The 19,390-nt window shown below is 67.3% G+C and carries 20 protein-coding genes and 1 tRNA gene; 10 read left to right on the top strand and 11 right to left on the bottom strand.

The window, feature by feature from the left end:
* Positions 1-105 precede the first annotated feature (105 nt).
* Entirely contained in the window at positions 106-987 is an 882-nt protein-coding gene (locus AC1DR6_RS16565; RefSeq protein WP_476830342.1) for an aldose epimerase family protein, read from the top strand.
* A gap of 16 nt (positions 988-1,003) precedes the next feature.
* Here AC1DR6_RS16565 and AC1DR6_RS16560 read toward each other — a convergent pair whose 3' ends face one another.
* Both AC1DR6_RS16560 and AC1DR6_RS16555 read right to left on the bottom strand, forming a co-directional pair.
* The gene (locus AC1DR6_RS16560) at positions 1,004-1,867 is read right to left on the bottom strand and encodes a L,D-transpeptidase family protein (protein WP_476830341.1); all 864 of its coding nucleotides are present in this window, start codon (positions 1,865-1,867) and stop codon (positions 1,004-1,006) included.
* Between the two features lie 133 nt (positions 1,868-2,000).
* Positions 2,001-2,843: an aldo/keto reductase gene (locus AC1DR6_RS16555; protein WP_476830340.1), complete on the bottom strand. Its 843-nt coding sequence runs from the start codon at positions 2,841-2,843 to the stop codon at positions 2,001-2,003.
* Positions 2,844-2,868: 25 nt separating this feature from the next.
* On the opposite strand from AC1DR6_RS16555, the gene AC1DR6_RS16550 reads away from it, so the two are divergent.
* A complete protein-coding gene (locus AC1DR6_RS16550) occupies positions 2,869-3,342 on the top strand; it encodes a hypothetical protein (protein WP_476830339.1) in 474 nt (157 codons plus the stop codon).
* Positions 3,342-3,734 carry an alpha/beta hydrolase gene (locus tag AC1DR6_RS16545; protein ID WP_476830338.1) on the top strand — a complete coding sequence of 131 codons (393 nt, stop codon included), beginning with the start codon at positions 3,342-3,344 and terminating at the stop codon, positions 3,732-3,734. Before AC1DR6_RS16550 ends, AC1DR6_RS16545 begins: the two co-directional genes overlap by 1 nt.
* Here AC1DR6_RS16545 and AC1DR6_RS16540 read toward each other — a convergent pair whose 3' ends face one another.
* From AC1DR6_RS16540 to trpA, 3 genes are all read right to left on the bottom strand, one after another.
* Complete coding sequence (locus tag AC1DR6_RS16540; RefSeq protein WP_476830337.1) at positions 3,735-5,057, bottom strand: bifunctional folylpolyglutamate synthase/dihydrofolate synthase; 1,323 nt, start codon at positions 5,055-5,057, stop codon at positions 3,735-3,737.
* Positions 5,058-5,077: 20 nt separating this feature from the next.
* Entirely contained in the window at positions 5,078-5,986 is a 909-nt protein-coding gene (gene accD, locus AC1DR6_RS16535) for an acetyl-CoA carboxylase, carboxyltransferase subunit beta (protein ID WP_476830336.1), read from the bottom strand.
* Positions 5,987-6,090: 104 nt separating this feature from the next.
* Complete coding sequence (trpA, locus tag AC1DR6_RS16530; RefSeq protein WP_476830335.1) at positions 6,091-6,948, bottom strand: tryptophan synthase subunit alpha; 858 nt, start codon at positions 6,946-6,948, stop codon at positions 6,091-6,093.
* A gap of 78 nt (positions 6,949-7,026) precedes the next feature.
* Between trpA and hrpB the strand changes: the two genes are divergently transcribed.
* Complete coding sequence (gene hrpB / locus AC1DR6_RS16525; protein WP_476830334.1) at positions 7,027-9,543, top strand: ATP-dependent helicase HrpB; 2,517 nt, start codon at positions 7,027-7,029, stop codon at positions 9,541-9,543.
* Between the two features lie 253 nt (positions 9,544-9,796).
* Here hrpB and AC1DR6_RS16520 read toward each other — a convergent pair whose 3' ends face one another.
* From AC1DR6_RS16520 to AC1DR6_RS16510, 3 genes are all read right to left on the bottom strand, one after another.
* Positions 9,797-10,603, bottom strand: coding sequence for a DUF1194 domain-containing protein (locus tag AC1DR6_RS16520; protein WP_476830333.1), 807 nt, complete (start codon positions 10,601-10,603; stop codon positions 9,797-9,799).
* A gap of 123 nt (positions 10,604-10,726) precedes the next feature.
* A complete protein-coding gene (gene cmk / locus AC1DR6_RS16515) occupies positions 10,727-11,365 on the bottom strand; it encodes a (d)CMP kinase (RefSeq protein WP_476830332.1) in 639 nt (212 codons plus the stop codon).
* 11 nt (positions 11,366-11,376) lie between these two features.
* On the bottom strand, positions 11,377-11,607 hold the full coding sequence (locus AC1DR6_RS16510; RefSeq protein WP_476830331.1) for a hypothetical protein: 231 nt from the start codon (positions 11,605-11,607) through the stop codon (positions 11,377-11,379).
* A 167-nt stretch (positions 11,608-11,774) separates the two neighbouring features.
* Here AC1DR6_RS16510 and AC1DR6_RS16505 point away from each other — a divergent pair, with 167 nt between their 5' ends.
* From AC1DR6_RS16505 to AC1DR6_RS16495, 3 genes are all read left to right on the top strand, one after another.
* Entirely contained in the window at positions 11,775-12,185 is a 411-nt protein-coding gene (locus tag AC1DR6_RS16505; RefSeq protein ID WP_476830330.1) for a TIGR02300 family protein, read from the top strand.
* Positions 12,186-12,349: 164 nt separating this feature from the next.
* Positions 12,350-12,425: transfer RNA gene (locus tag AC1DR6_RS16500), tRNA-Ala, on the top strand.
* Positions 12,426-12,681: 256 nt separating this feature from the next.
* Complete coding sequence (locus tag AC1DR6_RS16495) at positions 12,682-12,915, top strand: hypothetical protein (RefSeq protein WP_476830457.1); 234 nt, start codon at positions 12,682-12,684, stop codon at positions 12,913-12,915.
* Positions 12,916-13,047: 132 nt separating this feature from the next.
* Here the strand turns inward: AC1DR6_RS16495 and AC1DR6_RS16490 are convergent, their stop codons facing one another.
* Positions 13,048-14,049: an SDR family oxidoreductase gene (locus tag AC1DR6_RS16490; RefSeq protein WP_476830329.1), complete on the bottom strand. Its 1,002-nt coding sequence runs from the start codon at positions 14,047-14,049 to the stop codon at positions 13,048-13,050.
* 209 nt (positions 14,050-14,258) lie between these two features.
* On the opposite strand from AC1DR6_RS16490, the gene AC1DR6_RS16485 reads away from it, so the two are divergent.
* From AC1DR6_RS16485 to AC1DR6_RS16475, 3 genes are all read left to right on the top strand, one after another.
* A complete protein-coding gene (locus AC1DR6_RS16485; RefSeq protein ID WP_476830328.1) occupies positions 14,259-14,708 on the top strand; it encodes a hypothetical protein in 450 nt (149 codons plus the stop codon).
* A gap of 69 nt (positions 14,709-14,777) precedes the next feature.
* On the top strand, positions 14,778-15,800 hold the full coding sequence (locus tag AC1DR6_RS16480) for an MraY family glycosyltransferase (RefSeq protein WP_476830456.1): 1,023 nt from the start codon (positions 14,778-14,780) through the stop codon (positions 15,798-15,800).
* Positions 15,793-16,722, top strand: a complete 930-nt coding sequence (locus AC1DR6_RS16475) for an NAD-dependent epimerase/dehydratase family protein (protein ID WP_476830327.1) — start codon at positions 15,793-15,795, stop codon at positions 16,720-16,722. Before AC1DR6_RS16480 ends, AC1DR6_RS16475 begins: the two co-directional genes overlap by 8 nt.
* On the opposite strand, the gene AC1DR6_RS16470 is transcribed toward AC1DR6_RS16475, so the two are convergent.
* The gene (locus AC1DR6_RS16470; protein WP_476830326.1) at positions 16,646-18,610 is read right to left on the bottom strand and encodes an SDR family NAD(P)-dependent oxidoreductase; all 1,965 of its coding nucleotides are present in this window, start codon (positions 18,608-18,610) and stop codon (positions 16,646-16,648) included. The two genes, AC1DR6_RS16475 and AC1DR6_RS16470, sit on opposite strands and share 77 nt — an antisense overlap.
* Positions 18,611-18,668: 58 nt before the next feature.
* Complete coding sequence (locus tag AC1DR6_RS16465; RefSeq protein ID WP_476830325.1) at positions 18,669-19,265, bottom strand: TetR family transcriptional regulator; 597 nt, start codon at positions 19,263-19,265, stop codon at positions 18,669-18,671.
* Positions 19,266-19,390 lie beyond the last annotated feature (125 nt).

The raw sequence follows: 19,390 nt of genomic DNA, 5'->3' as shown, positions 1-19,390 counted from the left end.
CTGTCCCCGCGCCCGCACTTATGGTCAAGGGAGGCGCGGGCCCCGGCCGCTTGTTTCGAGACGCGCTGCGCCTGATGCTGCCGACCGGGTTGATGGGGATGGACGATGGTCGAGCTCGAAGCCGCAGGTCTCAAGGCCACGATCCTGCCGGAGATCGGTGGCATCGTGGCGCGGCTCGATTGGCGGGGTCCGGATGGACGTGACCGTCCTGTGCTGAGGCCGCTCCCGCGCGAGCCATCGATGGCGGAGCCCAACCATGGCGGCACCTGGGCGATGCTGCCCTTCGCCAACCGCGCCTTCGGCGAGCTGATCGACGACGGCTCCGAGAGCTTTCTGGTGCCGAAGAACGATCCCGGCGGCGCGATCCATGGATTCGGCTGGCAGTCGGCCTGGGAGATTCTGCGGTATGACCGGGGTCATACCCTGCTCGAGCATCGGCGAACGGACGGGGCGGACCCTTATCGCTACCGCGCGCGGCAGGAGATCGGTCTCGACGACGACGGTATGACCATTCGGTTCGCGGTGACGAACGAGGCGGACCGGGCACTACCCTACGGAATCGGCCATCACCCGTGGTTCCCCTGCGCCGCCGACACGCGCCTGACGATGCGGGCGACCGACGCTCTGATGTTCGGCGAAGCCTTCCGCGCCACGGGCCGGCAGGCGCTCGCCGATGGCGGCCCTTACGCCGATAACCCGCGATTTCGCAGCGAGACGGTCACGGCCTGGAGCTTCCTCGGCTGGGACGGCCTTGCCCGCATCGAGACGCCGTCCACCGGGCTTGCGATCGATCTCACCGCAAGCACCAATCTCGCCTGTCCCGTGGTCTGGGCGCCGCCGGGCGCGGATTTCCTCTGCGTCGAGCCGCAGAGCCACGCCATCGGTGCCCCGAGCGAAGCCGCGGCCCGTGCTGCATCGCCCCTGACCAGGCTTGCACCGGGTGAGACCTTGGAGGGCTGGATCAGGATCAGGCCTTCGCTGCTATGATCGTTTCCGCCAGACCCTAGCGCCAGCCCGGCCCATAGACATACCCCGAGGGGCCATAGGGCTGGTAGCCATAGGCACTGGCCGGCAGAGCAGGGCGAAGCAGGATCTGCCCGCGTGCGGCTTCCCAGCCCGCGCCACCGCGCCGCTGCTGCGCGATGCCGAGCGACTGATGCCGATGCGATCGGGCCTTGGCGATCTTGGTGTTCGCGATTTTGGCGTTCGCGATCTTGGCTTTGGCGAAATTGACCTTCGCAATTTTGGCGCTCGTGATCTCGGCCTTTACGAGCTGGGTCCTTGCCGTCGTGCCGCCGACAATCTGGGCGCGGGCGGTTCGGGCGGGGACGAGCAGGGTTTCGCCGCGAAACACAGTCGCAACCGCTGCGATGACGGGAGCCTGGGCCAGCGTCGCTTTGCGCGGCTGCGCGGCTTTGGCGAAGCGCGAGAGATTATCCGTCGCGGCGCCGTTCAGCGCGATGCGGGTCTGGCTGGAGCCGTGCTTCTTCACCAGAGCGAAGAACTTGGCGGCGTTGGCCGGGTGAAGGCGAATGCACCCATGCGAGGCCGGGCGGCCGAGCGCCCCGACCGAACTCGTGCCATGGATCGCGTAGCCGCCCCGGAAGAAGACGGCATAGGGCATCGCGCCGCCATATTTCCGCGAGTACCAGTTCTTTTCCAGACGCGTCGGGCGATAGACCCCGTTCGGCGAGCGAAAACCCTGCCGGCCGGACGAGATCGCCCAGTTGTAAACCTCGCCCTCGCTCGTGGTCACGGTCATCCGCTGTGCGGCGATGTCGACCTTCACATCGACGCCGGCCTGCGCCGAGGCGATGCCGCAGAAGGACACGAAAAGAACGGCCATCAGGCCGAGAATACGACGCATCGCCCGCAACTCCGAAAACACACACTGTTTTGGCGGGCGTTGTCTAAGGCTCTCGCGGCCGTCGCCCTGACTCTAGGAAAGCCCGGCGCCGGCGCGCTGTAAAGCAGCGATTCGGATCGTGGTTTCCAGCCGTTCAGATCATCGGCAGGGAGCTTGGCTTTCGCCCGCGCGGGAAGGCGGCGTCGAGGCGCGCGGTCTCGGCCTCCGTCAAACGGATTTGAAGCGCCCCGGCATTGTCCTCGACATGCGCGAGGCTCGCCGCTTTCGGAATCGCGAAGACGGAGGGACGGCGCGTCAGGAAGGCGAGCGCGACCTGCCGCGCCGTCGCGCCATGGCCGCTGGCGATCTCCGCGAGGATGCGTCCCCGCGCGCTCGCGGCCTCCGGGAAATCATGATGTCCGAAGGGGCTGTAGGCGGTGACGGCGACGCCATGGCGTTCGCACCAGGGAATGACCGCGTGCTCGATCGCGCGTTCGCCCAGATGGTAGAGCACCTGATTACAGGCGATCTGGCCTGCGCCTGCGACCGTCAGCGCCTCGTCGAGATCGTCCTCATCGAAATTGCTGACGCCCCAGGACAGGATCTTGCCGTCCCGCCTCAGCGCCTCGAACGCGGCGAAGGTCTCTTCCAGCGGATGCGGCCCGCGCCAATGCAGCAGATAGCTGTCGAGGCGGTCGGTGCGCAGATGCTTCAGCGAGCGTTCGCAGGCAGCGCGCACACCCGCCTTCGAGGCGTTATGCGGCAGCACCTTCGAGACCAGGAAGACCTCGTCGCGCCGTCCGGCGATGGCCTCGCCGATGATCGCCTCGGAGCGACCATCGCCATACATCTCGGCAGTGTCGATATGGTTGAGCCCGAGATCGAGCCCGCGCCGCAGCGCCGCGACAGCCTCTGTCTTGTCGCCACGCTCGATATACCAGCTGCCCTGGCCGATCCTTGCGACATCGCGCCATCCGGTGTCATTCTGTTTGGTCATCGCCGTCTCCTGCGGAAGCCTTACCATGCCTACCTTCAGCCTCCGCAATCGCCGAATGTTCCAAGCCGCCTTGGCGCTGGGTGCGTTTGCGGTCCTGTCGCTGCCCATCGGCGGGCCCGCTTATGCCCAGCAACGCGAGGAAGCGTCCGTCCGCGTGGCCGGCGCAGCGGTGCCGGTCCATCTCTATGTGCCGCCGGGGCCGGGACCTTTTCCTGTTCTCATCCTGTCCCATGGCAGCCCCCGCAATGCCGCGGAGCGGCGCGACTTTGGGCGGAACACGTTGAGCGGCGTGGCCGCGAGCCTTGCCGGACGCGGCATCCTTGTCGGGGCCCCGATCCGGCGCGGTTACGGCCCGCAGCCTTCGCCATGGGCCGAGGATTACGGCGGCTGCAATGGGGCGCGCTACGGTCAGGCGGGACTTGCGAGCGCGGAGACATTCGGGCTGCAGCGCTGGCGGTGTCATCGCGGCCTGACGCCGATCCTCGCAGAATCGTGCTGATGGGCGTGTCAGCCGGTGGCTGGGGTTCGCTCGCGGCGGCGTCGCGGCCGCTCAAGGGGCTCGTCGGGGTCGTGAATTTCGCCGGCGGGCGCGGCTCACGCGGCCCGGACGATGTCTGCAAGCCGGAGGAATTGATCGCTGCCGCTGCGCGCTACGGTCGCGGCTCGCGCGTGCCGGAACTGTGGGTCTACAGCGTCAACGACCGCTTCTTCGGCCCGGACCTCGCACAGCGGCTTTACCGCGCTTTCACCGGCGCAGGCGGCCGGGCGCGCTTCGTGGCCGCGCCCGCTTATGGCGCGGACGGCCACCGCTATATCCGCGCGACCGAGAGCTGGGCCGCAGAGGTCGATGCCTTCCTCCGGCAGGTCGGCTTCCTCGGGACGGCAAGATAATCAGACCGGCGGTGTGCCGTTGGCCGAAAGCACCTCGCCGGCGAGATACAAGGAGCCGCAGATCAGGATGCGCGGCGGGACCGGCCAATCCTGTGCCGCGATCGTCCGCAGCGCCTGCTCGACGGAGCCGGACACCTCGGCCGCAAGGCCCGCTTCCCGCGCGGCCTCCGCGACCTCGGCGGCCGGGCGGGCCGCGAGCGAGTTCTGGATCGGCACGGCATGGAGCACCTGCGCCAGCCCCTTGAAATGCCCCAATGTCGCCGTGGCGTCCTTGGTCGACAGCAGCCCTGCGATCATCACGAGCGGTGCCGGGTTGCGGTCGGCAAGATCCGCCATCGCCTGGGCCAGCACGCGCCCGCCATCGGGGTTGTGCCCGCCATCGAGCCAGAGTTCCGCCCGCTCGGGCACGAGCTCGGCGAGATGCCCGCGCGAAAGCCGCTGCAGCCGCGCCGGCCAGTCGGCATTGCGCATGCCCTGTTCGAAGACCCGCGCCGGCAGGGCGCCATAACCGGCCGCCCTGAGCGCCGCGATCGCGGTGCCGGCATTGATGTGCTGATGGCGGCCGGAAAGCCGTGGCAGGGGCAGGTCGAGCAGCGCGTCCTGATCCTCATAGACCAGCCGACCGCCGGCCTCGTGGACATTGAAATCCTGCGCGCCGACCAGAATTCTGGATGCGCCGGCCCGCTCGGCCGCGGCTTCCAGCACCGCCGTCTGCTCGGGCTCCTGCGGCGCGATCACCGCCGGGGCGCCGCGCTTGAAGATGCCGGCCTTTTCGCCTGCGATCTTGGTGACGGTGTCGCCGAGATATTCGGAATGGTCGAGCGAGACCGGTGTCACCACCGTGCAGGCCGGGTGAGCGATGATGTTGGTCGCGTCGAAGCGCCCGCCGAGCCCGACTTCGAGCAGCAGCACATCGGCCTTGTTCTCGGCGAAAAGCAGCATCGCGGCCGCCGTGGTCATCTCGAAGAAGGTGATCGAATCGCCGGCATTGGCCGCCTCGCAGCGTTCGAACGCCGCGACCAGCTTATCCTCGTCGACGAAATGCCCGCCGCCCGGCGCGCCCAGGCGGATGCGTTCGTGAAAGCGCACGAGATGGGGCGAGATGTAGACATGCACGGACAGGCCGGCAGCTTCCAGGATCGCCCGCATGAAGGCGATGGTCGAGCCCTTGCCGTTGGTGCCGGCGACATGGATCACCGGCGGCAGGCGCTTTTGCGGATCGCCGAGCTTTTCCAGCAGCGTCAGGATGCGGCCGAGCGAAAGATCGATCAGCTTGGGATGCAGCGCCATGAAGCGCGCGAGCAGCGTGTCGGACGAGCCCATGATGCGCTTCCCGCGGGCGCTCAGACCGCCTCGGCCACGGCCTCGACCGGTGCCGCGGCGGTCACGGCCTGGGCGGGCGCCGCAGGCTGCTTCGTCAGCAGCCGGCCAAGCCGCGCCAGCAGCTCGGGGATCTCGCGGCGGTGGACGACCATGTCGACCATGCCGTGATCCTTCAGGTATTCGGAGCGCTGGAAGCCGTCCGGCAGCTTCTCGCGGATGGTTTGCTCGATCACGCGGGGTCCGGCAAAGCCGATCAGCGCGCCGGGCTCGGCGATGTGGATATCGCCCAGCATGGCGTAGGAGGCGGTGACGCCGCCGGTCGTCGGGTTCGTCAGCACGACGAAATAGGGCAGGCCGGCCGCACGCAGGCGCCGCACCGCCACGGTCGTGCGCGGCAGTTGCATCAGCGAGAGAATGCCTTCCTGCATGCGCGCGCCGCCGGAGGCCGCGAAAACGACATAGGGAGTTTTCTTTTCAAGAGCGGTTTCGGCGCCCTTGATGAAGGCTTCGCCCGCCGCCATGCCGAGCGAACCGCCCATGAAATGGAAATCCTGCGCCGCGATGGTCATCGCCAGGCCCTTGACCCGGCCATAGCCGACCTTGAAGGCGTCTTGCGCGCCGGTCTTGGTCCGGGCGTCCTTCAGCCGGTCGATATAGCGCTTCTCGTCGCGAAACTTCAGCGGATCGGTCGGCGCATCCGGCAGCGCGACGTCGAGCCATTTGCCTTCGTCGAAGGTCAGGCGCAGCCGCTCCGGCGCGGTGACGCGCATGTGGTGTTCCGAGCCGGGGATGACATAGGCATTGGCCTCGACGTCCTTGTGGAAGACCATCTGCCCGGAATCGGGGCATTTGATCCAAAGATTTTCCGGGCTCTCGCGCTTGAACAGCGTCTTGATGCGCGGCCGGACGACTTCGGAAATCCAGTTCATCGGTCAGATATCCCTGATCGTTGCGGCGGCACGAGGCGCCGTCATGCAGGAGATGGGCCGTCGCGGCGTTTCCGCCAAGCGTCCTGGCCCGGTTCGAACGGGTTTCAGGCCGCCTTCGCGGCCTTGCGCACGCCGGAAGCCAACTCTTCGACGAGCGAGGTGACAGCCGAAACGGTCTTTTCCGTGGCCTTGCCCTCGGCGTCGAGCGAGAGGCGGATGCGCTCGACCAGCGCCGAACCGACCACCACGCCATCCGCGCTTTTGGCGATGGTCTCGGCATCGATCGCTGTCTTCACGCCGAAGCCGACCGCGACCGGCAGTTCGGTATGCCGCTTGATCCGCGTTACCGCTTCGCCGACCGCGCCGTAATCGGCGATGGCGCCGCCGGTCACGCCGGTCACTGAAACATAATAGACGAAGCCGGAAGTGTTCTGCAGCACCTTGGGCAGGCGCTTGTCGTCGGTGGTCGGTGTCGCCAGCCGGATGAAGCTGATCCCGGCAGCCAGCGCCGGCAGGCAAAGCTCGGCATCCTCCTCAGGAGGCAGGTCGACCACGATCAGCCCGTCCACGCCGCTGCGGCGCGCATCCACGAGGAAGCGTTCGACGCCATAGACATAGATTGGGTTGTAGTAGCCCATCAGCACGATCGGCGTGTCGTGGCCGGCCTGGCGGAAGGCCTCGACCATCGCGAGCGTCTTCCTCAGGGTCTGGCCGGCCTTGAGCGCCCGTTGGCCGGCGAGCTGCACCGGGATGCCGTCCGCCATCGGGTCGGTGAAGGGCACGCCAAGTTCGATCAGGTCGGCGCCAGCGCCGGGCAGGGCGGCGAGAATGGCGCTCGACGTTTCGAGATCGGGGTCGCCGGCCGTCACGAAGGTCACCAGCGCGGCCCGGCCCTCGCGGGCGCAGGCCTCGAAGCGTCTGCGGATGCGGGTCTGGCCGGTCTCGGTCTTCAAATCTGTCATGCGCCTGCGGTTAGCATGGCGAGCGAAGGCTGGCGAGTGGGTTGCGTCGCAAGCCCGCCTGCGCCACATCGCGGAGCGATGCGCGCCTTCGACACGCCCCTTCCGATCGACGCCGTGCTCGGCGATCTCGCCGCCAGCCTGCGCGCCCGATCGAATGCCGTGCTGGTCGCCCCGCCCGGGGCCGGCAAGACCACGCGCGTGCCCCTTGCCCTGCTGGACGAGCCCTGGACGAAAGCCGGCAAGCTGATCGTGCTGGAGCCGCGCCGGCTCGCCGCGCGCGGCGCCGCGAACCGCATGGCGCAAACGCTGGGGGAACGGGTCGGCGAAACCGTCGGGCTTCGCGTGCGGCTGGGTTCGAAGATCGGGCCCGAGACCCGGATCGAGGTCGTGACCGAAGGCGTCTTCGCCCGGATGATCCTCGACGATCCCGCGCTGGAGGGCATCGCCGCCGTACTCTTCGACGAGTTCCACGAGCGTTCGCTCGACGCCGATTTCGGGCTCGCGCTGGCGCTCGACGCGCAAGGCGGCTTGCGCGAGGATCTGCGCATTCTGGTGATGTCGGCGACGCTCGATGGAGCCCGCGTCGCGAAACTGCTCGGCGATGCGCCGGTGATCGAGAGCGAAGGCCGCGCCTTTCCGGTCGAGACGCGCCATCGCGGCCGCGACCCGCTGAAGCGCATCGAGGATCAGGTCGTCGAGACGATCCTGCTGGCGCTGAACGAGCAACTGGGCTCACAACTCGTCTTCCTGCCCGGTCAGGGTGAAATCCGCCGCGTCGAGGAGCGCTTGCGCGAGAAACTGCGTGACGCTTCCGTGGAAATCGCACCGCTTTATGGCGCGCTCGACCAGCGCGAGCAGGACCGCGCCGTGCTGCCGGTCCCTGCAGGCAAGCGCAAGGTCGTGCTCGCCACCGCCATCGCCGAAACCTCGCTGACGATCGAAGGCGTGCGGGTGGTGATCGATTCCGGCCTTGCCCGCGTGCCGGTCTACGAGCCCGATATCGGCATCACCCGCTTGGAAACGCGCCGCGTCAGTCGTGCCGCCGCCGATCAGCGCCGGGGCCGCGCCGGGCGCACCGAGCCGGGCATCTGCTATCGCTTGTGGGAGGAGGCCGCGACCGGCGCGCTCGAGGCCTTCGCTCGCCCGGAAATTCTCTCCGCCGATCTCGCGCCCTTGCTGCTCGACTGTGCGGCCTGGGGCCTCACCGATCCGACCAGCCTCGCCTTTCTCGATCCGCCGCCGGTGCCGGCTCTGAAAGAGGCAAGGGCGCTGCTCACGGCTATCGGCGCGCTCGATGGCGACGGACGGATCACGTCTGAGGGCCGCGCCCTCCAGTCGTTGCCCTTGCCGCCGCGTCTGGCGCGAATGGTGCTGGCCGCTGTTCGGTTCGGACAGGCCGGCGTGGCGGCCGAGGTCGCCGCCCTGCTCGTGGAGCGCGGCCTGGGCGGCGATGCGACCGATTTGACCGAGCGGCTCGACCGACTCGGTCGCGAGCGTGGCGGCCGCGCCGGCGACATGCGCCGCCTCGCCGAGGGCTGGGCTCGCACCGCCGAACGACATGCGAAAATCGAGGCGAACGCCGGAACCCTGTCGCCCGGCCTGCTGCTCGCTTTCGCCTATCCCGACCGCGTTGCCAAGGCGCGCGTGCCGGGCTCGGGGCAATATCTCCTCGCCAACGGTCGCGGCGCGATCATGGAAGCCTCGCAGCGTCTGGCGCGCGAGCCCTATCTCGTCGTGGCCGACATGACCGGCTCGGCACAGCAGGCCCGCATCATGGCCGCCGCCGCGATCACCGAAGCCGACATTACGATGCTGGTCGGGCAGGGTCTCGCGCCGTTCGCCATTGACGAGCGCGAGGAAGCGAGCTTCGATCGGCCGGCGCGCGCCTTGCGGGTGCGGGCGGTGCGCCGTTACGGCGCCCTGTCGCTCTCCGAGCGGCCATTGCCTGTCGCCGATACGCCGGGGAATGCTGAGGCGCTTGCCAAAGGCGTCGCCGGAGTTGGCGTCGGCCTTCTGCCCTGGACGAAGGGCCAGAACCAGCTGCGCGAGCGCGTCGCGTTCTTGCGCAAGGCCGCGACGGAGCAGGGCTGGCCCGATCTTTCCGACGAAGGTCTGGCTGGTGACGAAGGCTTGGCTGGCGGGCCCGAACACTGGCTCGCGCCGCACATCCTCGGTCGCGCCTCGCTCGCGGCGATCCAGGCCTCCGATCTCGATTCCGCCTTGGCGTCGCTGTTGCCCTGGGAGATGAAGCGCAGGCTCGATACCGAGGCCCCGACGCATTTCACGGCGCCGACGGGCTCCTCGCTCGCGGTGGATTATGCGGCGGAAGCCGGTCCGACGATCGCGGTGCGCGTGCAGGAGCTTTATGGGCTTGGCGTCCATCCGGCCTTGGCGGGGGGCCGCGTGCCGCTGGTGCTGGAACTGCTCTCGCCCGGTCACAAGCCGGTTCAGATCACCCGCGACCTGCCGGGTTTCTGGCGTGGCTCGTGGGCCGCGGTGAAGACCGAGATGAAGGGCCGCTACCCCCGCCATCTCTGGCCGGACGATCCGGCGGCCGCCTTGCCGACGACACGGGCCAAGCCGCGCGGGACGTAACTCAGCACTCGTGGCGGCGCTCGCGATCCCTTCTCCCCTTGCGGGAGAAGGTGCCGGCAGGCGGATGAGGGGTCGCGCCGTGCTTCCCGTCATTGCGAGCGCAGCGAAGCAATCCAGGGGCGTAGAGCACGGCCGCTCGGGATTGCTTCGTCGCTTCGTTCCTTGCAATGACGGTTAGGTCGCGCGGCCCCTCATCCGTCTCGGCTTCGCCGAGCCACCGTCTCCCGCAAGGGGAGAAGGGAAGCGAAATCCCTCAATTCCCCATCCGCTCGCGCCATTGCCGCTCTCCGGCGAGGCAGGTCGCGGAACTGCCGGCCTGCGCCTTCTGGATCGTCGCATCGGGCGGGATTTCGGCGATCTCGCGCACGAGCTTCGTCCGCGTCGCATCGACGAACTGGTGCTTCTCGCGGATCGGGATGACGAAGGCGCCGATGCCCGTGACGACGCAGTCCTTGTAGTAGACGTCGAGGTTGTCGATATCGAAATATCCGCCCTGCTTCAGCATCACCGGCAGGCCGTTGATGGCGATGCCCTTGGCCCCGGCCTCATCGCGCGCGGCCGTGACGGGGCGGCCGTCATTGTTGGCGCCGTCGCCGGAGATGTCGATCACGCGCCGCGCCGCCGTGACGTTCGCCTCCTCGAAGAGTTTCACGCCGAGATCGATCGCCGCCGAGATCGAGGTGCGCCGGCCACGCCGGGTCGGCGCCTCGGCCAGCTCCTCGGCAAAGGCGTTGGCGGCGGCAGGGCCGTCGATGATCTTCCAGGGCCGCACGATGTGCTGGAGGCCACTGCCGGCCCATTCCACATAGGCCACGGCGATCTTGCCGATGGCGCCCTTGCCGATCGCGTCCTGCAATTCCTTGGAGCGGAACGCCTCGATATAGCCGTTGCGCTGCAAGGCGAGTTCGTCGGGGTCCATCGAATAGGAGATGTCGACCGCGAGGATGAGCGCGACGTCGACCTCCTCGGATGCCCCCCCGGTCGTCTGGGACAGGGCTGCCGAAGCGCTCCACATAGCGGCGGCCGCCAGACAAGAGAGACCCAACAGCCTTTGCCGCATCGCCGCCTCCGCATCGCATCGGGACGGAGACTGTGCGCTGGCCAGGCCCGCAGGCCAAGCCTCAAACGCCGGCTCTACAGGGGCCGCGTGGTAGCAAAATCGCGAGCAGCGTTTTGCGGCCGGTCAGGTGACCCGCCGGCTTTCGACGATGCCGATCGCGGCCGCCAGCACCTCTTCCACGCCGAGCGCGGAGGTGTCGAGCGGCACGGCGTCCTCCGCCGCCTTGAGCGGCGCGTCGCTGCGGCCGGAATCACGGGCGTCGCGTCGCCGGATGTCGGCGAGGATACCCTCTTGCGTCACCGCCTCGCCGCGCCCGACCAGCTCCTTGAAACGCCGCGCCGCGCGCACCTCCGGTGTCGCGGTGACGAAGAGCTTGGCGGAGGCCTCCGGGCAGATCACGGTGCCGATATCGCGCCCGTCCAGCACGGCTCCGCCCGGCTGGGCCGCGAAGCGCCGCTGGCGGGCGAGCAGGCCGGCGCGCACCGCCGGCATCGCGGCGACGACGGATGCGGCCTCGCCGATCTCGCGCCCGCGCAGCCGCTCTTCAGGAAAAGCGCGCTCGTCGAAGCTGCCGACGATCGTGGCGGCGGCATCGGCGTCGCGGATGTCATGGTCGGCATCGAGCATGGCCCGCGCGACCATGCGATAGAGCAGCCCCGTGTCGAGATAGGGCAGGCCGTAATGCGCGGCCAGCCGGCGCGCCAGCGTCCCCTTGCCGGAGGCAGCCGGGCCGTCGACGGCGATGACGAGGTTGGGCCGCATCCCGCCGGCTCTCATGCGAGATGGCCTCCGCGCCCGTTCGAACGTGCGGCGAAGCCTGGGAAGCCGGCTGCGATCATCGCGCCGTCATCGACGATGACCGGTGTGCGGGTGGCGAGGCGCGACGATGCGTCGCCCATGAAGCGGCCGGTCGGCGTGCCGTCGCGGCGCGCCTTGGAGAGAACGGGGTCATGATGGTGGGATATCTCGGCCGTTGCGCTTTGGACAGGGCTCGCTGCTGACAAGCGTCCGGCCTAGCATGCCCCTTCGCGGCCTGCCAAATGCATGCGGAAAGCCCGGCTCCAACCGTTGCGGACGGCCCCATCGGCAAATGAAGATTTGACAGGGCCGTCTGCCCCGACTAACGGACGCGCCTGCTTTTCAGAACATAATAGTTGAAGGGTCCGACGCAGTGGCGAAACCGGAACTCGGAACGAAGCGCGTTTGCCCGGTCACGGGTCGCAAGTTCTACGATTTGAATAAAGACCCTGTCGTCTCGCCTTATACGGGCCAGGCTTACCCCCTCTCGATGTTCGAGCCGCAGGCCAAGGCGGCACCGGCCCCGGCTCCCAAACCTCAGGAAGAGGAAGAGGAGACGGAGGCCGCCGACGGCGCCGTCGAGCTCGTCTCCTTGGAGGATGCCGACGCCGAGGCGACCGAGAAGGAAGCTGTCGTCACCAGCGAGGACGACATCGAGGTCGAGGACGAGATCGGTGACGACGACGAGGAAGACGACGACACCTTCCTCGAAGAAGACGAGGAAGGTGATGACGATGTCGCCGACCTGATCGACGGCGAGATCGAGGGCGACGAAGACAACTGAGCCTTAAGCTCGCAAAAAGATGACGACGAGGCGACAATCGCCGCTTGTGTCTTCAGTCCGGGCCGCCTATAGAGCGCTGCGTCGCCGCAAGGCGGCCCGGACATCACCGCCAAGGCGGTGCGATAACCGGATCGACGATCGAATCCAGACCGATCGTTGCAAGTGGGGCCATAGCTCAGCTGGGAGAGCGCCTGCATGGCATGCAGGAGGTCAGCGGTTCGATCCCGCTTGGCTCCACCAAAATTTCTTCCTTAAAGTTCCGCATTTGCTCGTCTTTCAGTTGGACGTTCAAGCTGAAACCCTGATTTCGGCCCCGATAGGCCGCGTGATTTTGATCAAGCCGATCCGGGCTGGGTCGACGTTTCCTTGCATGTCCAGGTCAGCGTCGCGGCGGCGACGGGCACCGGTGGCGGGATTGTCGACGGGACGGGCTGGGTAGAAAGGAACTGCAGTGGCGAAACGCACCAAATCCAAAGCCCTCGACACCGAGTTCACGATGTTCGATGTGGCCTATGAGGACGGGTCGAGAACATCGAATCGGCGTGTCCCGACCGCGCTTCTCGGCGGGCTCGATGGCGACGAGCCGGCCCGGACGGCCATCGCGGAACAGGATCAGCTCATCTCGGAGAAATCCGGCAAGCCGGCCCTCGCGATTTCGAGCCTCGCCCGATCGACGAAATCGACAGCCGAGCCGGAAAAAGACGATCGAAAGAAGCGCGGCTCGAAATAGCTGCCTTCGCAGCGACGGGCGGGGCCTTATAGCCCCGGTTACGGCGTCATCACGGGCTTCGCCCGCGATGACCTTCGTTTCTTAAAATGACGCCTGCCGAGCGGAAACTGTCGCAGAGAGGTCGACCCCGCTTTAGCTGCTGACCGTTCCGCCGCCATTCGCTCCATAGATGCCACCGGTGGTGAAGCTGGCATCGGGGGCTGCGAGCTGGACATAGATTGATGCGAGCTCCGCCGGCTGTCCCGGCCGGCCCAGCGCGGTCATGCCGCCGAATTTCTGCAGCTTCTCCTGGGTTGCGCCTCCGCTGACCTGTAGCGGCGTCCAGATCGGACCGGGCGCGACGCCGTTGACGCGGATGCCCTTGGGGCCGAGTTGCTTGGCCAGCGACTTCACATAGCTCGTGGTCGCGGCTTTGGTCTGGGCATAGTCATAAAGTTCGGCGGAGGGGTCCGTCGCCTGCTCCGAGGTGGTGCCGATGATGCATGAGCCCGGCTTCAGGTGCGGCAACGCGGCCTTGATGATCCAGAACGGCGCGTAGATGTTCGTCTTGATGGTGGCATCGAACTCGTCGTTGGAGATGTCGAGCACCGAGGCCTTCGTCTGCTGACGTGCCGCGTTGCTGACGACGATGTCCAGGCCGCCCAAGGCCGCGACGGCATCTTCGACGAGCTTGGCGCAGAATTCCGCGCTGCGCAGATCGCCGGGCAAAGCGACCGCCTTGCGCCCTGCGGCTCTGATCAGCTCGACCACCTCGCGCGCATCCGGCTCCTCGTCGGGGTGATAGTTGATCGCGACATCCGCTCCCTCGCGGGCATAGGCGATCGCAGCGGCACGTCCCATCCCGGAATCGCCGCCGGTGATCAGCGCCCGGCGGCCCGCGAGACGGCCGGACCCTTTATAGCTCTGCTCGCCATGGTCGGGCCTTGGATTCATCTTGCTCGCCATACCCGGCCAAGGCTGCGACTGCTTTTCGAAGGGCGGCCGGGGATATTTTGATGTCGGGTCGGTCAAGGGCTGGGCTGTCGCAGGGCTGGACTGCGCGGCGGCCTGGCCGCTCGCCGCGGCCGCCACCAGCCCGGTACCCGCTGCGCCGACGAGGTTGCGGCGCGTGAGATGGGATCGATCATCGGCCATTGTGAAGCTCCGTCATGAGGGGGTCGAGCAAAGAACGGAGCCGTGTCCGGTCCGTTCCGGCGCTTGAGCGCAGGCCCGCCTACGTGCGCCAGCGCGCTTCGGTGCGCCCCGCGCGGAACCTTCGGCGGATATTGTTCGGGCCCTGGGGATCGAAATCGCTTTTCGCGGGTTGATGGTGCGCCGCCGCACAAGGCGCAAGGAGTAAAGCCATGATGAATTTCAAACAGACCGTCCTTTCGCTTGCCGCTGTCGCGATGCTGTCGACCCCCGCTCTCGCGCAGCCGAAGACGCTCGGTCCGTCGACCGGCACGGTGCGGATCGAGCAGGTCCAGGCCGGCTTCATCGCCTCGGGCGAAGTGGGCGGCGGCACGCTGCGTTATCGCGGTAAGGCCTATCCGATCACGGTTGGCGGGCTTGGTATCGGGACCATCGGCGCTTCGCGCACCGTCGCTTCGGGCACCGTCTACGGTCTGCGCCAGACGTCCGATTTCGCCGGCGCCTATGTGCAGCTCAAGGAAGGCTGGGCGGTCGGTCGCGCCGGCCGTGGCTCGGTCTGGCTCCAGAACGACAAGGGCGTGACGCTGCGGCTCACCACGCGTCGTCAGGGTCTTCAGCTTTCGCTCGGCGCCGACGGCGTGCTGATCGGCTTCAAGCAGTAAGTCTCCGCCTGGGACAGTACGCGGGGCACTAGGTTTTTCAGCCGGCCGCTTTATGGTGCGGCCACCTTGATCCCTTCGTTCCTCCCCTTTTCGATCGCCATCGTCGCCGCAGCCGCGGCGGCGATGTCGTGCGTTCTGTTGCGGCCTCTGCTGATCCGTTACGCGCTGGCGCGACCCAATGCGCGCTCGAGCCACACGACGCCGACGCCCCAGGGCGGCGGCATCGCGGTGCTCCTGGGCGTCATCCTGGGCCTCGTCGTTGTGCTCCTCATCGCTCCACCCGGAGGGGAAGCCTGGCGTTCCCTCCTCGTCGTCCTTGGCGGGGCCATGGTCCTCGCGCTCATTGGCGCCTGGGACGATATCCGCCCGCTGCCGGCGAGCCTTCGGCTTATTCTGCAGGCCGCTTGTGTCGGCTTCGTCCTGATGCGTGCGGCTCCTGAATTGCGTCTGTTCCCGGATACGCTGCCGCTGCCGATCGAGCGCGGCCTGGCGCTGCTGGCCGGAGTCTGGTTCGTCAACCTCGTCAACTTCATCGACGGGCTCGATTGGGTCACCGTTGCCGGCTTCCTCCCCCTGACCATGATGATCGCGCTGAGCGGCATGGCCGGCGTCGTCGATCCCGCCACGGGCTGGCTGGCGGCTGCGCTCTGCGGCGGCCTGCTCGGTTTCGCCCCCTTCAACCGGCCCGTGGCGCGGCTTTTCCTCGGCGATGTCGGCTCGCTGCCGCTGGGCCTGCTTGGCGCCTACCTGCTTTACCGCCTGGCCGGAACAGGCGCGTTCGCGGCCGCGATCATCCTGCCCCTATATGCGATCACGGACGCGACCCTTACGCTGCTGCGAAGGCTAGCGGGAGGTGAGAAGGTCTGGGAAGCGCATCGCTCGCATTTCTATCAGCAGGCGACGACGAACGGTTTCAGTGTGCTGGCCGTGGTCGGGCGTATTGCCGGCCTCAACATCATCCTGGCCGGGCTCGCTGCGCTCACCATCCTCGACTCGCGACTTTGGGTTCAGGTCACAGGGCTGCTGCTGGCTGCCATCCTGACCGCCTGGCTGCTGCGCAGCTTCTCGCGCCCGCGTCGGCTTCATGGCTGAGAAACGTGTCCTGCTCACCGGCGCGACCGGCTTCGTCGGCCCCCATGTCGTGGCAGCTCTGACGGCTGCAGGCTATCGCTTGCGCCTCGCGCAACGTCGCCCGGAAGCATCGAGGGCAGGGGCGGAGATTGTCCTGATCGGCGATTTGTCGGGAGCGGTCGACTGGACCGACGCCGTGCGGGACGTCGACCATGTCGTCCACATGGCCGGTCTGGCCCATGCCGGGCCCGGCCTCGACGAGGCGCTCTATCGTCGTGTCAATACGGACACGACGCTGGCGCTGGCGCGTGCCGCCCAAGCTGCAGGGGTGCGCCGTTTCGTCTATCTCTCCTCGATCAAGGCCCTGACGGGCGCCTTCGACGGTCCCCCGCTCTCCGAGGATGCCGTCCCGGCGCCCGGTGACATTTATGGCCGTTCGAAGCTCGCGGCCGAGCAGGGCCTTGCCGCACTCGACCTCGACTGGGTGGCATTGCGGCCGGTCCTGATCTATGGGCCGGGCGTCAAGGCCAACATGGCCGCGCTGTTGCGTCTGGCAAATCTACCGCTGCCCTTGCCGCTTGGCGGGTTGCGGGCGCCGCGCTCGCTGCTGGCTGTGGGAAACCTCGCCAGCGCCATTCTGTTCGCCCTGGGCGAAAGCTGCCCGCCGCGTCACAGCTATGTCGTCGCCGATCCCGCCCCGATCAGCGTCGCGGACATGATCGCGGCCTTGCGCCAAGGGCTGGGTCGCTCTCCCGGCCTGTTGCCGGTTCCGGAACGCTGGCTGCGCGGCCTTGCGCGAGCAGCGGGCCGCGAGGAGATGTTTCTGAAGCTCGCGGGCAGCCTCATTGCCCGGCCCGAGCGCCTGCTCAGGGCTGGCTGGCAGCCACCGGAACAGGCGCAAGCAGCGCTGGCTCGGCTGGCAGCGTCTCTCCGCGCCGGCTGAAATCCGGGATCGCCTCGACTAGTACCGCATCGGCGGCCGCGCGATCGCCCTGGTGAATGGCTTCGTCCAGACGCGTCAGCCAGCTCTGGATCCGGGCGCGATCCGCGAAGCTCGGCTTGGCCGCCATCACGCCGTCGAGCCCGGTCTCGGCCATCGGTTCGTCGCGCGCGAACAGGATTTCGTTCAGCCGCTCGCCCGGCCTGACGCCGGTGACGACGATCTCGATATCCTCGCCCGGCTCATAACCGGCGAGCCGGATCATCCGCTCGGCCAGGTCCATGATCTTCACGGGCTGGCCCATCTTGAGCACGTAGACCGCCGCGCGCTCGGCGTCCGCTGCAAGCGTGCGCGTATGCGAGGCTGCGGTCAGCACGAGGTCACAGGCCTCGCGGATGGTCATGAAATAGCGGATCATGTCTGGGCTGGTGACGGTGATCGGCCCGCCTCGCGCGATCTGCGCCTTGAATTTCGGCACGACGGAGCCGGCCGAGCCCAGCACATTGCCGAAACGGACCGCGACGAGGCGCACGCCGGACGGCGCTGCGATGAATTCCGCATCCCGCGATTGCGCATAGATTTCGGCGAAGCGTTTGGTCGCGCCCAGCATCGAGACCGGCTCGATCGCCTTGTCGGTCGAGATCAGCACGAAGGTCGTGGCGCCAGCCGCGATCGCTGCATCGGTGACGTTCACGGAGCCGAAGATATTGGTCTTGATGCCCTCGCTCCAGTCCGTCTCCAGATAGGGCACGTGCTTGAGCGCGGCGGCATGGATCACGATGTCGGGCCGGAATTCGGCGAAAAGCGGCATGATGCGCTCGCGGTCTCGCACATCGGCGAGCGCGCCCGATACCAACGTCCGCTCCGCCTTGACGGAGAGCTGTTCGGTGATCTGGAACAGGGCCGGCTCCGACCCCTCGACAACGAGCAGTTCGGAGGCTCCGAACGCGGCGCAACGCAAGCAGATCTCGGAACCGATCGAGCCGCCGCCGCCGGTGACGATGACGCGCTTGCCAGCGAGAAAGCTGCCGAGGCGGACGCGATCGATCGCGACGGTCGAGCGCACCAGCAGATCCTCGATCTCGAGCGGCGCGACATCGGTGTCGCGCGTGCCTTCGCCGGGCGACTCGATCCGCGAGATCGGCAAGGAGAGCTTGCGCGTCTGCTTCAGCCATTTGTCGGGCTGCGCCTCCGGCAAAAGCGCGGACGGCGTCGCGACGATGCGGCGATAGCCCTCGCCCCTGATCGTGGCCTCTTCGGCGACCCGTTCCATGTCGGAGAGCAGGCCGAGGACCGGCACGCCACGGATCGACTGGCCGAGATCGTCGGGGCGCGGGGAGAGGATACCGGTCGGGCGCAAACGCCGCATCGTGCCGGCCTCCATCGCCCTGATGACCATTTCGACCTCGACGCCGCGACCGAGGAGCAGCGCCGGCAAGGTGGCGTCACGCTCGGCGGAGGTCCGGGTCCGGGCATATTTGAAATAGCGATAGGCCAGGCGCGGCCCGCCCAGCAGGGAGATCTGGACAAGCCAATACAGCGCGATCGAGATCTTGCCGAAATAGAACCCGCCGTAGAGATCCGGGGTCACCAGCACATAGTCGATCGCAAGCAGGCTGACCGTCAGGATCGAGACGGCCTTGACGATGTTCGACAGGTCGGGAAGCGAGGCGAAGCGCCATTTCGACCGGTAGAGTGAGAAAAACCAGTAGACCAGCCCGGCATAGACCACGAAGAACGGCAGGAAGCGCGGCAGATAGCGCAGATGCTCGTCGAGCAGCCACCCTTCGAAGCGGATGACGAAGACGAGCCAGATCGCCAGCGCCGTCACCACGAGGTCATGGAGGACGACGGCGAGCTTCTTCAGATTGTGCTTGGGCGGTATGGCCATGTCAGGCGGGGTATCCCGCTCCCGTCATGGCTTGTCAACGCGCGCGCCCGGGGTGCGCTCAGCCATGGTCGGAGCGCGCCTCGAGCCCGCGCAACACGAAGGCGATCATCTCGTCGGAGGAGGGGCCGGGAATGAACTCGCACTGGGTGATCAGCAGCGGGTGCATGAAGCGCAGCATCGCCACCCGGATGCAGCCGGTTGCATGGGTCGGGTCGATCTCGCGGAACTCCCCGCGGGCGACGCCGTCGGCCACCACACGGCGCAGCACCACGTCGAACCGTTCGATATGCGCCAGGATCGCATCCCAGCTTTGCTCCATCGCCGCGCACACCATCTCCTGCATGCGGGCATGGCCGGCAAAGCGGGCGGCGTTCAGCCGGAAGGACGTCGCCAGAATATCACGCAGACGCTCGGCCGCCGGCCGATCCTGCTCGGCGATGGCGATGATCGCCTCTTCCTGCTCGCGCTTGAAGCGATCAAGCACGGCCTCGTTGATCGACTTCTTCGAATCGAAGAAGCGATAGACATTCGCCGGGCTCATCCGCAGCGACTTGGCGATGTCCGCTACAGTCGTTTTCTGATAGCCGATGTCACGGAAGAACCGCTCGGCCGTGTCGACGATCGTCTGCCTGGTATCGCGTTCGGTCTGGCTCACGACGCGGCCGTTACTCTGCATGCAGGTGAAAAAAGAAGCGTATTATCGCTATGACGAATTTCATCATTCGTCAACATGATGTCTTATCTATGGTTTTTAGCGCGCTGAGAATGAATCCAGGCTGA

The organism is Allobosea sp. P5_A5, from assembly GCF_056400625.1.
Note: the sequence above shows the minus strand (reverse complement) of the source record. Positions and strands in the feature narration are given on the sequence as shown.